11 protein-coding genes are annotated in these 12,033 nt (G+C 63.4%); 5 read left to right on the forward strand and 6 right to left on the reverse strand.

From position 1 onward, the window contains the following. Positions 1-113: 113 nt before the first annotated feature. Complete coding sequence (locus NSE01_RS16990; RefSeq protein ID WP_218033296.1) at positions 114-941, forward strand: SDR family NAD(P)-dependent oxidoreductase; 828 nt, start codon at positions 114-116, stop codon at positions 939-941. Positions 942-1,037: 96 nt separating this feature from the next. On the opposite strand, the gene NSE01_RS16995 is transcribed toward NSE01_RS16990, so the two are convergent. From NSE01_RS16995 to NSE01_RS17005, 3 genes are all read right to left on the reverse strand, one after another. Beyond that, positions 1,038-1,772 (reverse strand): alpha/beta family hydrolase, encoded by a 735-nt coding sequence (locus tag NSE01_RS16995; protein WP_147160843.1) that lies wholly within the window; start codon positions 1,770-1,772, stop codon positions 1,038-1,040. A 354-nt stretch (positions 1,773-2,126) separates the two neighbouring features. Continuing rightward, entirely contained in the window at positions 2,127-2,684 is a 558-nt protein-coding gene (locus NSE01_RS17000) for a nuclear transport factor 2 family protein (protein WP_147160844.1), read from the reverse strand. 149 nt (positions 2,685-2,833) lie between these two features. Continuing rightward, on the reverse strand, positions 2,834-3,898 hold the full coding sequence (locus tag NSE01_RS17005) for an AraC family transcriptional regulator (protein WP_147160845.1): 1,065 nt from the start codon (positions 3,896-3,898) through the stop codon (positions 2,834-2,836). Positions 3,899-4,366: 468 nt separating this feature from the next. On the opposite strand from NSE01_RS17005, the gene NSE01_RS17010 reads away from it, so the two are divergent. Together NSE01_RS17010 and NSE01_RS17015 are read left to right on the forward strand one after the other, a co-directional pair. After that, positions 4,367-5,161, forward strand: coding sequence for an SDR family NAD(P)-dependent oxidoreductase (locus NSE01_RS17010; protein ID WP_147160846.1), 795 nt, complete (start codon positions 4,367-4,369; stop codon positions 5,159-5,161). Continuing rightward, positions 5,136-5,708, forward strand: coding sequence for a nuclear transport factor 2 family protein (locus NSE01_RS17015; RefSeq protein WP_147160847.1), 573 nt, complete (start codon positions 5,136-5,138; stop codon positions 5,706-5,708). The genes NSE01_RS17010 and NSE01_RS17015 overlap by 26 nt, the downstream gene beginning before the upstream one ends. On the opposite strand, the gene NSE01_RS17020 is transcribed toward NSE01_RS17015, so the two are convergent. Both NSE01_RS17020 and NSE01_RS17025 read right to left on the reverse strand, forming a co-directional pair. Continuing rightward, entirely contained in the window at positions 5,705-7,369 is a 1,665-nt protein-coding gene (locus tag NSE01_RS17020) for an AMP-binding protein (RefSeq protein ID WP_147160848.1), read from the reverse strand. The two genes, NSE01_RS17015 and NSE01_RS17020, sit on opposite strands and share 4 nt — an antisense overlap. Continuing rightward, entirely contained in the window at positions 7,366-8,121 is a 756-nt protein-coding gene (locus NSE01_RS17025) for an SDR family NAD(P)-dependent oxidoreductase (RefSeq protein ID WP_147160849.1), read from the reverse strand. The genes NSE01_RS17020 and NSE01_RS17025 overlap by 4 nt, the downstream gene beginning before the upstream one ends. Before the next feature lie 167 nt (positions 8,122-8,288). Between NSE01_RS17025 and NSE01_RS17030 the strand changes: the two genes are divergently transcribed. Further along, on the forward strand, positions 8,289-10,019 hold the full coding sequence (locus NSE01_RS17030) for an FAD-binding protein (RefSeq protein WP_147160850.1): 1,731 nt from the start codon (positions 8,289-8,291) through the stop codon (positions 10,017-10,019). On the opposite strand, the gene NSE01_RS17035 is transcribed toward NSE01_RS17030, so the two are convergent. Beyond that, positions 10,002-10,826 (reverse strand): IclR family transcriptional regulator, encoded by an 825-nt coding sequence (locus NSE01_RS17035; RefSeq protein ID WP_170233881.1) that lies wholly within the window; start codon positions 10,824-10,826, stop codon positions 10,002-10,004. The genes NSE01_RS17030 and NSE01_RS17035 overlap by 18 nt on opposite strands. A gap of 167 nt (positions 10,827-10,993) precedes the next feature. Here NSE01_RS17035 and NSE01_RS17040 point away from each other — a divergent pair, with 167 nt between their 5' ends. Beyond that, the gene (locus NSE01_RS17040) at positions 10,994-12,025 is read left to right on the forward strand and encodes a phosphotransferase family protein (RefSeq protein ID WP_147160852.1); all 1,032 of its coding nucleotides are present in this window, start codon (positions 10,994-10,996) and stop codon (positions 12,023-12,025) included. Positions 12,026-12,033: the final 8 nt, after the last annotated feature.

Raw genomic sequence — 12,033 nt, forward strand, 5'->3', positions numbered from 1 at the left:
TTTTGAAGTTTTTTAATGCTTTACCGCCCTAGCCGTTCCCAAGCACAAAGCTGGATGCGCTGAACATCAAAATCCCGGCATCGATTTTGTGGAAGCCAGAAACTGACGTATCGATGGTCGCATCGACGCAGGTATGCAGGCTCGAAAGCTATGGCCCAGCCTGTCTGATCACCAACGTTAGAGGATCGAAGTTCATGCCGTTCCAGGGGAAAATTGCGGTCGTTACCGGAGCCGGCAGTGGCATGGGGGAAGCTACTGCACAGCTCCTTGCCGCGCGGGGGGCAACGGTGGTGCTTGCCGGGCGCAGTGAGGAACGCATTCGCGCTGCGGCGGATCGCATAAAGGCCAATGGCGGCAAGGCGGTAATCCGCGCGACCGACGTAGCCGATCGGGCCGATCTGGAAGGTCTTATGGAATGGATCGGACAGGAATTAGGCCGGCTTGATCTTGCGGTCAACAATGCAGGCGGGCACGCCGATTTCAAGCCACTGCACGAAACGCCTGCCGACGAGTCTGACTGGGTGTTCGATTTGAACCTGAAGGCCGTATACAACGGAATGCGGGCGCAGATTTCGCTGATGCTGCGAGGTGGCGGCGGTGCGATTGTCAACAACGCCTCTATCTTCGGCCTGAAGGGCGTGGCCGGAATCGCGCACTATGTGGCGGCGAAGCATGGGGTTGTCGGTCTCACCAAAGCCGCCGCGCTGGATTATGCGAACAGCGGCATTCGGATAAATTCGGTTTGCCCCGGTGCGACGGAAACCCCCAACCTGCTGCGCGCAACCGGTGGTGATGCCCATGCACTTGATGCCATGATCCCAGTTGGAAGGCTGGGGCAGCCGGTAGACGTGGCCCGCGCCATCTGCTGGCTTCTGTCGGACGAAGCACCCTATGTGACAGGCGCCAACTTCTCAGTGGATGGCGGAATGAGCGCCGGTTGAACCCTCGGAAAGCCCGTGCCGCCAATGTCATGCTGCCATTTGCCCAGTTTTGAGCTGCGCAGTTAGGTCTGCTGCAGCCGGAGGCGATAGGCCGAGCTATCCTTGAAGCTGACGAGCGTTCGGGGCACCTTTTGGTTCGGCAATGAGATCTTGCAGGGCGATCCACATTTTCTCAAACTCAGCGTCGCTGATGGTGGCATAGTCGTGACCACAGTCGAGTGCGACGATCTGCGCATGAGGCGGAAGTATCGCTCTGAGGCTGGGCGAGGGCGGCCCATACTCATCGGAAGTGCCTTGAACGATCAGGAACGGCTTGGAAACCTCGGCCAGATGTCGGACGCGATAGCTTTCTGACGGGTGCTCTGGGTGTTTGAAGGGATAGCCGAAGCAGCAGATACTCACGATCTTGGGGTGTTTTGAGATCTTCGTAGCCGTGATCCCTCCAGCCGAGTGTGTAATCAGGTGGACCTTGCGAAATGGGGAGCGGCTTACAAAGCGTGCTAGCTCTTGCACTGCCGTGAGCGACTTTGGCAGAAACAGCGCCCTGGCGAAATCCCAGCGCTCATTCGCGCAAAGGACCATCAAGCCTTTGAGAAGCAACCTCAGCATTCGAAGATGGAATGGATGCGTGCGATCGAAACTCGCTGCGACTGCCGGCCAGAGTTGGGCTAATCTCTTGTTGATGCGGTCGGAAGCTATGATGCGGGGCGCGGTGAACGAGTGAACGCTTACGCCATCGGCCTTGAGTGCCGCTTCCACCTTTTCAAGTGTATCGGATCGCTTGGTGCGATTGTTCCGTCCGACAAAGATGATCCCGACAGAGTTCGGCATGTGAAGGTTCAGCCTTGGCTGCTTTGTGGCTATCCGAGCTTTGCCATGATGTCAGTTCATGATTCAGGTTGATGTTGAAATGGCTGACCTGCCACGGGACTTTCATTCAGTTCTGATTAGAGCCGTGGGATGAGGCATGCCTGATCCCATTGCAAAGATCGTTTCCGCGTCGCTGGCCATCATCCGTGGCTTGCCGCTGTGCCAGGTTAGCGGACTTCACGCCGGCCTCTGCCTCCTTCAACACGCCAACGATCTGCTCGTCCGCAAACCTCTTGCGCTTCATCTCGTCCGTCTTCGCTCGTTCCGGGACGGTCACTGCGGTGCTCGGAGAGTCGTGGGGATATGCAAACGAGCTTACGACAGGTCGGCGTTCAAGACCGTGTCGCGCTCAAGCCAGCCATCCGGTGCGCGCACACCGGTCTGCGCGTGCTCGCTAGTCACGCCCATCAGCCCTACCGCCCAGTCACGCGTGTCGTCCCATTCGCGGTACCAGTCATAGATCAGTCGGCGGAAGGCGATGCGCCACTCGCCATTGCGGCGCTCGAAACGGTCCTGATAGCGGCCTCCGACCAGCCAGTCGAAGATCGTGCCATCCTCGCGGACGAGATGGTGGAACGCGAGCAGATAGGCTTCGCTGTGGGCGCGGTCACCCTCTACGGTGATGGTGACATTGCCGAGGAGATGGTCGGTCAGTTTGAAGCCGCCGTCCATCCATTCGTGGATGAGGCCTGAGAATTCACCGCCGGTGCCCTTGTAGATGCCATACTCCACCGTGGAATCGGGCCAGAAGATCGTGTCGATCAGTTTGCCGTCACGGCGATCGATCGCGCGGGCGTACTGGTGGAGGCAGGTGCGGATGGCTTCGCAGGATTCGAGCCGATCAAGCCGCGCAAGTATGCTGTTGTCAGACATATCAGCCTCTCCAGGACATTGCCTGTCGCCGTCCCTCCGCTGATCGATGCGGGGTCGGCACGCTGCAGACAAGAGGCTTCGGAACCCCGATCAAGCGTGATTGCGGGCAGGGGCAAATCTTTGCAGCGCTAAGGCACCGCGCGCCAAGATCAGTTCACCTCGGCGCGGTTCCTCGGCAGGCCGTCGGCAATCATGCCGAAGGCCTCGTCATTGGCAGCCACCCGCCCGCCATCCTGCAACAGGGTGTTGTTGGCGAGGGCCATTGACCGATATTCCTTGGGCGAAACCTTGTAGGCTGCGCGGAACATGCGGCTGAAATGCGCCGCGCTCTTGAACCCGGCGCGGAAGGCGATTTCCTGGATCGGGAAATCCTGCAGTTCCGGCTTGGCCAGCCATTCGCGCGCCAACGGCAGGCGCTGGCCCCACAGGAGATTGGAGAACGAGGTGTTGTTGGCCTTGAGCACGTAGCACAGGTAGCGCGGTGAAATGCCGCAGTTGATGGCGACGTCGTCGTACATCAGGTCCGGGTCGGTCACATGCTTGGTGATATAGGCCTCGATATCGGCCAGTCGCTTGTCGACCAGCTTTTCCTTGCGGTTGGCAAGCGGCGTGGTCAGTGCGCTGATGTTGCTGGCGAGGGCTTCAAGAAAGGCCGTGACCAGCGGTTCCGCCGCGCTCTTGGTGATGTGCTCGCCTTCACCCATGAGCAGATCGAGCAGCTTCCAGATGAATTTGTGGTCTTCGGAATCGATCGTGAAGGGCTGGTCGAACTCGACTGCGCCGGGGAGGTGGGAGAAAAACAGGCGCGCCGGGACGACGGCCTGCGTCGCTTCGAACACGCCTTCGGCATCAGGGGTGGCCTGCGCGAAGAACGGCTGGCCGGAATCAAGGATCGCGCATTCGCTGGTCGAAATCGAGCAGGAGTTTTGCGATCTCACGAGCTTGAGCGAACCGCGCCGGATGAACCAGATCACGCGGACGCCGACATTGTTGCTGCGGATATGCGACCAGGTGCGGCGGTAGGAAATGCCGATGTTCGAGCGCACGCGCAGCAGACCGATCGGATCGCCGAGTGCCTTGTCCACGCGAAGGTCGAGGACATCGGATGTATCGGTGCCAAGCTCGCCATCGTAAAACTCTTCGCGGACAAGACGGCTGTAGGTCTGCCGCATTTCCTGGGCATCACTTCCGCGGAAATTGAATAGCGTTCGCATGCGCCGATCCTCACCCCTCTGGCCGCTGGTGCCTGTTGGCACTCTCTGGCATTTTCTGGCTCATCGTTGTCGCACCGTGGATGAACTCGGTCCGACCTTGATCTCCCGGAATTTGTCCGGGCGAGGCCGTCGCTCAAGAACTCATCGAAAGCGCGGATTCCGGCAATTCTGAGAATAGTTATCCAATGAGCAGAATGTGTATCATGAGTCGCGCGTTGTTGCCAAGGGCCGTTCGGCAGATCGCCTGAAGGCCTATTTCGGGTAATTCTGCACACTGAACATGGACTTGCGCATGGTTGCGCCCGTGTCTCGCGCCTGCGTGCAAACCCGCTTCGCTGTCCTGCCGGTTCGGGTGCGCGGAATGCAGGGACGGACAATCGCGGCTGCATGCAGGTGCATTTTCGCGCTGTTCTGCCGCTGCCATCTTCGTGTTGTGGCCAGAGGGCCTGATCGAGAAGGGCAAGCGCGATGGCTTCAACGTTGGCAGGTCGCACGGCATTTGTATCGGGCAGCTCGTCTGGCATTGGTGCAGCCATCGCGGCCGAACTGGCGCGGCAAGGTGCGGTCGTCGTGGTTCATGGCCGCGATGGAACGCGGGCCGAAGCCGTTGCGGCGGCCATCCGGGCGACAGGCGGTTCGGCCCATGTGGCAATCGGGGATCTGACGGATGATGCGGCGGCTGGCCGTGTTGCCGAGCAAGCCCTGGGCCATGTGGCCGCCATCGAAATTCTGGTCAACGTCGCTGGCGGCGCCGGCAACGAGGGCTGGTCAAACAGTTCGGCTCAAGTTTTCGAAGAGAGCTTCCAGACCAATCTGGCCTCCGCGGTGCGGCTGATCAATGCTTTCCTTCCCGAGATGCGGCGGCAGCGGTGGGGACGCATCGTCCAGATCGGCAGCATCGCAGCGCAGCGTCCGATGCCCGATCAGGTTCCGGCCTACTGCGCGGCAAAGGCGGGGCTCGCCGCGCTGACGAGCAGTCTGGCCATGACCGTGGCGGGAGAGGGCGTGACCGTGAACACTGTTTCGCCCGGTTACATCGTGACACCCCTGCTCAAGGATTACTTCATGGCCATGCCCGAGAACGCCGGGCGCGATTGGGCCGAAATCGAGCCGGCGATTGCCGAGATGGTAGGGGTCAGGCTCGGGCGGTTGGGACGGCCGGAAGAAGTCGCCGCCATGGTCGGCTTTCTGGTCGGGCCGGGCGGTGATTGGATCACCGGATCGAACTTTCGCATCGATGGCGGAAACCTTTGCGCGGCATGACCGCGCGGCAAGCCGGGAGGGGCGGATTACCACGATGACGACGGTGCAGGACCTGATCGAGTTTCACGAGATCACGCAGCTCAAGTATCGCTACTTGCGCGGGCTCGATACGCAGCAGTGGGACGTGCTTGAGGCCTGTTTCACCGAGGATGCCCACGCGTGGTATACCGGCGGCGCGTTCACGCACACCGGGCGGCGGCAGATCGTCGATTTCCTGCGGGAACTGATCCCGCCAGCCTTTGTCAGCAGCCATGTCGCGCTGCATCCCGAGATCAAACTGACTGGTCCGACGACCGCCGAGGGCATCTGGCGGCTGCAGGACATCGTCTATTTCACCGAGGCGAACCCGGTGTTCGACTATGCCCGGATCGAAGGCGGCGAGGAAATGACCGGCGCGGGCTACTACTTCGAGACATACCGCAAGGAAGCGGGCGAATGGCTGATCGCCAGCATCGGCTACCAGCGCATCTTCGAAGTGATCGAGCGCCCGCCTGCGCGCGTGGCGACGGAGCTGACGGTCGGCCCGACGCGCGGAAAGCGCAGTTAGGCTGACTTCGATGCAGCGATGGCGGCGGCACGGGCGCGCAGGTCATCCTTGCGGACCTTGCCCGCTGCGGTCTTCGGCAGATCGGTCACGAACTCCACGTGCTCGGGCATCTTCTGCCGCGCGAGCAGGGCTGCCGCCATCACCGTATCGATATCCTCGCGGGTCAGCAGCGCGCCCGTCGCGGCGACAATGAAGGCGCAGATCGCTTCACCGGTGCGGGCGCTGGGCATGGCGACGACGGCGGCCTCGGCTATGAGCGGACTGGCCAGCAGCACGTCCTCGATTTCCTTGGCGCTGATGTTCTCGCCCGCGCGGATGATGAGATCCTTGACCCGGCCGGTGCAGACGATGTGATCGCCCTCCACGATCCGCACGAGGTCGCCCATCCTGAAATAGCCATCGGCATCGAACGCGGCGTCATTGTCGGCAGGATCGGCATAGCCCAGCGTCACGCCGGGTCCGCGCACCCAGAGTTCGCCTTCCTCATCCAGTCCTCGTTCGGCAAGTGACACCGGGTCCTTCAGCCTCACGTCCACGCCATAGAGCCGGCCATCGCTTTCGGCGCCCAGACGCAAGTCTGCGCGAGTTTCAGGGCCGCGTGTGATCGTGGTCGTCTCGGTCGCGCCGAAGGTGCGCCATGGGATGCAATTGGGCAGCACTTCCGCTGCGCGCTGGATCAAGGCGGGCGGGACTGCAGCCCCGCCGCAGATGTAGTTGCGTAGATCGGGCAGCGTTTCCCCGCGCGCCTCGATTTCATCGACGATATCGCGCAGGAAGGGGGTCGCGCCCAGCATCACGGTGCAGCGGTGATGGCGCAGCAACTCAAACCCCGCGCCTGCCTTCCAGGTATCCAGCGAAACCACCGGCGCACCTGTTACCCATGGCATGTTGAGCGCCCAGAGATAGCCGCTGACATGGGTGATCGGCGAGGGGCAGAAGATCGTGTCGTCAGCGGTGACCGCCATCGCGGCAGCCATGCGCACGCTATCGGCATGGAGCGTATTGTGGCTGTGGAGCACCGCCTTGGGCCGCCCGGTCGTGCCCGAGGTGAACATGAGCAGTTTGACCGCATCGGGATCAACTTCGCGCACGACAGCCAGCGGCGGCGCGGTGAGGAGATCGTCGAAAGTCGCAAACCGGCCTTTCTCTGCACGCACCACAACGACTGTCGGCGCCATGTCGAGCGAGGGCAGCACCCGGTCCAGCATCGCTGCATGATCGAAGCCGCGGAACTCGCCCGGAATGAAGACCACCTTTGCCCGCGAAGTCTGGAGCATCAGGCGGACTTCTGTATCGCGGTTGATCGGGACGATGGGATTGACCACCAGCCCGGTCATTGCGGCAGCAAGGTTGATGACGGCTGCTTCCCACCAGTTGGGCAGCTGGAAGGCGATCGTATCGCCCGGCGCAAGTCCGGCCGTAATGAAGGCGCCGGCCAACCTGCTCGCCAATGCATGGACCTCGCCGACGGTAATCGCGTGGTCGCCGTCGATCATGTGCAGGCGCTCTGGGCTGCGTGCGGCAAGATCGGCTGCCATGTCCGCAATGGTCCGATCCGGCCAGACACCTGCCGCGCGTGCCCGCGTCGCCCGGTCTTCGTCCCAGCGGACCTTCCACCCGCCGGGCATGGCGCGATAGGTGATGCGCGCGGGCCCGGTCAAAGCTCCATGCCTCCCGAAACGAACAGGGTGTTGCCCGTTATGTAACCGGCCCGTGCCGAGCTGAGATAGGCGACCGCGTCGGCGATTTCTTCGCAAGTGCCCATGCGCCGCAGCGGCACGGCCTTGACCAGCGTGGCGGCCATCTCTGGCCCGACGGCGTCCATGATGTCCTGCCCGATGCCGCCTGCGATATAGCCCGGCGCCACGCAATTGGCGCGAACGCCATTGCGCCCTTCCTCCAGCGCGATGGCGCGCATGAGCGCGGTGATTGCGGCCTTGGGGGCGAGCGAGAGGATGTCGCGGGCAATGGCGCGCTCCACTCCGGCAGCGGTGACCGCCACAATCGACCCGCGCCGCGCGCGCAAGTGCGGCAGCGCGGCGTGCACGGCGTGGAAGCAGCCCTTGAGATCGGCATCGATGACCCGGCTCCAGTCAGCGGGCGGGACCTTGGCGACAAAAGCGAGCTCGAACGCCGGTCCGGACGCGTAAACCAGCGTATCGAGCCCACCGAACCGGCTGACCACCTCGCCCACAAATGCGCCGACCGCTGCGGCATCGTCTAGCGCTACCTGTGCGCCGTGGCTGCGGCGGCCGTGGGCAACGATGGTCTTCTCCAGCGCGGCGGCCTTGTCTGCATTGCGGTGCCAGGTGAACGCCACGTCCGCACCTTCGGACGCGAGGCGCGCCGCAATCGCTGCACCCAGCGCACCGGTTCCGCCGATGACGAGGGCAACCTGCCCGCTGCGATCCATCTGCCTTCTCCCACGTTGGTCCGAAGCCTTGCGTCTCATGCACCTGCGGCGGCTGCAAAGCGCGAAGCGGCGGGATGCAGCGCCAAGCAATGCAGGGCGCAGGATGGGGCAACACCTTGCACAGCGGTGAAGGCTAGGATGGCGGCTGACGGGGAGGTGACAGCAGGATGGCACATACGGAGCTGGCGGCGGTGGCGGGGCGGGGCCTTGTGGCTGAGGAGCCTCTGGTCACCGGGTCTGCCGATGATCTGTTGTGGGACACCACTGCAGATGTTGTCGTGGTCGGCTTTGGCGGTGCCGGCGCGGCTGCGGCGTTGGAAGCCTGCGAACGGGGCGCGAGCGTGCTCATCGTCGAACGCTTCGAGGGCGGCGGCTCAACTGCCAATTCGGGCGGTGTCTACTATGCCGGTGGCGGCACGCGCTTTCAGCAGGACGCGGGCGTGGCCGACAGCCCGGAAGAAATGTTCCGCTACCTGGAGCAGGAGTGCAAGGGTGCGGTGAGCGAGGCAACCTTGCGGCGCTTTTGCGAGGAAAGCGTGGCCAACATCGAGTGGCTGGCCGGGCACGGGCTGGGCTTTGAAGGATCGCTCTACAGCGGGAAGACCAACTATCCGCCCGAGGACAAGTATCTCTATTACGCGGGGAACGAGAAAGTACCGGCCTTTGCGGCCAGGGCGGCGCCTGCCGCGCGGGGGCACCGGACCAAGGGGGCCGGCTGGACGGGCTATGCCTATTTCGATGGCCTCAGGCAGGCCACCGAGCGCCTCGGCATTCCGGTCAGGACGCATAGCCGGGTGCAGCGACTTGTCCTCGATAGCACAGGTGCAGTGATCGGTGTCGAGCTCATCGAGATTGTCGATCCGGCTGACCGCCGCAAGCATCAGGCGCTCTATGCCAAAGTCGATCCGATGCGCCCGTTCAACACGGCGCGCGCGGAGAAGGCGATTGCCGAGGCGCTGGCATTCGAACTGCTGGTCGGGCGGCGGCAGCGCATCCGCGCACGCAGCGGTGTGATCCTGTCGACCGGTGGCTTTGGCTACAACGTTGGCATGGTGCGGGCGCACATGCCGTGCCTTGCGGATCGCAACAACGCACTGATGCGGCTCGGCTCGATGGGATGCAGCGGCGGGGGGATTCAGCTGGGTGTTTCGGCGGGCGGCGCGGTCGGCAAGATGGATCACGCGTTTCTGAGCCGGATGATCGCGCCGCCCGATGCGCTGGTGCAGGGGATCATCGTCAATCGCCGCGGCGAGCGCTTCGTCAACGAGGATGCGTATAACGCGCTGCTGGGCGGGGCGATCATGGACCAGCCCGATGGCGATGCCTGGATCATCATCGACCGCGATCTGCACCGCAAGCTGCTGCGCCAGTGCATCCCGACCGGCGATGGCACCTTCAAGCCCTACCTCGCGCCAGCGCTGCTGAACCTCTTTCTTGGCGGCACGCGCAAGGGGCGCACGCTGGCAGAACTGGCAGGCAGGATCGGTGTTCCGGCAGATCGGCTGGAAGCCAGTGTTGCGCAGCTGAATGCAGCCATTGCCGCGGGGCAGGGCGATCCGATGGGCAAGAACCCCGACTACGTGCGCCCGCTCGGCAGGGGGCCCTACCGGGCGCTCAATACCTCGGTCGGCAATCCCTATTCGTTCTGCATCTTCTTCACGCTCGGCGGCCTTGCGGTCGACGAATTGCGAGGCGTGGTCCTGCGGCCTGACGGATCCCCGATCGACGGGCTATATGCAGCCGGACGCGCGGCCATGGGCCTGCCCTCAAATGGCTACATCAGCGGGCTCTCGCTGGCGGACGGGGTATTCTCGGGCCGGAGGGCAGGGCGCGATGCGGCGATGGGGCGAGGCAATGCGCGATCCGCAGCCGACGCGGGATCAGACGGAGCGCGTTGACTGCCGCAAGGGCGGCTGCTGGATGACGCCCGACCCGTCGATCGGGCGGGAAGCCCAGCGAGCGATCTGCTGGAGTTCCTTGACGATGAGCGGGACCTTGTCGTCATCGTGCTGGCCGGTGAACATCGTGGAGACGAGACAGTACTTGAGATCGCCATCCTCACGCTGCAGCGGCACGGCGATGGTCGTCGCGCCGCGCACGAACTGCCCGCGATCGATGCTCCAGCCCTGCCGCTTTGCTTCCTCCACCTGCTCGCAGTATTCGTCGAAGCTCGGCGCACTTTCCCATCTGAGCCCCGCAAACCGGCGGGCGAGTTCTTCCCGGTCAAGGTCCATCGCGGCGGCCATGCACCGGCCGACAGAGCCGATCAGCTTGGGCAAGCGCTGCCCCACGGTCATCTGAATGCGCATCATGCGGGCGCCCGCAACATAGCCGACCAGCAGGATGCGGTCAGAATGCGCCCGCCACAAACCTGCGGTCATCCCCCAGGTTTCGGCGAGGACCTCAAGCCGTGTCCGCACGATCTCATAGGCGGCATCCGGATCAAGCGCATTGCGCGCGATCGACACCAGCCCTGCGCCGAGTGTGTAGAGCTTGGTGTTGGGATCGAAATCGACGATGTTTTCGCTGACCAGCGTCTTGAGGATATTGAAGCAGGAGCTTGGTGTCAGGGATAGGGAGCGCGCGATGGCGTTGACGCCGAGCGGCGCGGGTGTGGATGCAAGCTGCCGCAGAATGGCGACCGTGGACGCGACCGTGCCGATACGCGGTTCCTGCCGTCCATTCTCGTTATCACCTTGTGGCACAGCTCGCCCCGCTGGACTTCCCGATCCGAAGTCTTCGTCGGATCGAGGCAAAACATATCAGCGTGTCCCATCGCTGCAACTCGGCAAAACGCCAAGCCAAGCCTCATGTCCTCCAGAGGCAAGTCTTGTGCGTTGCGCGCCGCCATGGCTTTTGGGATCACGCCGAGATGGACGAGGCAAGCAGATCCCGGCTCGAGGTGTGGCTGAATGCCGGCGGGATCGCCACGGGTGCGATCACGTCGGTGGAGCAGCTGAGCGGAGGCACCCAGAATATCCTGCTGCGGATTGCCATCGGCGGCGAGGAGCTGGTCCTGCGCCGCCCGGCCATCCATGCGCGGCCCGAGGCTGAACAGACAATTCTGCGCGAAGCCCGCGTGCTTGCCTGTCTCGCCGGCACGGCGGTTCCCCATCCCCGTTTCCGTGGGCACTCGGCCGACAAGGACCTGATTGGCGCTCCGTTCCTGCTGACCGATGCAGTTGCTGGCTTCAATGCGGCGCTTGGTCTGAGTGAGGCAGCGCTCGCCAGTTCTGCCGTGCGCCGGCGGATGGGGTTGGCGATGGTCGAGGGCATTGCGGCGATAGCTGCCGTCGATCCGCTTGAGGTGGGGCTGGCCGATTTCGGCAAGCTGGATACTTTCATCGAGCGGCAGGTTCCGCGCTGGCGCAAGCAGCTTGAAAGCTATGCGCAGTTTCCCGATTGGCGAGGCCCGAGCGGGCTTGATGGGGTAGATGTGCTCGGCTCGTGGCTTGCGGCGCACCAGCCTCTGCGGTGGCAGCGCGGGCTGATGCACGGCGATTTCCACATCGGCAACGTGCTGTTCTCGCCCGAGGGGGACCTCGCCGCGATCCTCGATTGGGAACTTTCGACGCTGGGTGATCCCTTGCTCGATCTGGGCCGATTGCTGGCCGCGTGGCCGGACCCTGATGGATCAGGGCCGCTCAGCCTGAAGGTCGAACCTTGGGACGCGTTTCCGGTGCGGGACGAACTGATCGCGCACTACGGCGCCTGCACGGGCCGCGCGATGGATGATCTCGTGTGGTTCGAAGTGCTGGCCTGCTACAAGCTGGCGATCATCCTTGAAGGCACCTACGCCCGCGCCAGTGCTGGTCTTGCCGCGCGCGATGTCGGAGAACGTCTGCACCAGGGGGCGGTGAGCCTGATCGGCCGGGCCCTGCGGACTCTGGACAACAACGAATGATGGGGGCC

The organism is Novosphingobium sediminis (assembly GCF_007991615.1).
GTDB lineage: Bacteria > Pseudomonadota > Alphaproteobacteria > Sphingomonadales > Sphingomonadaceae > Novosphingobium > Novosphingobium sediminis.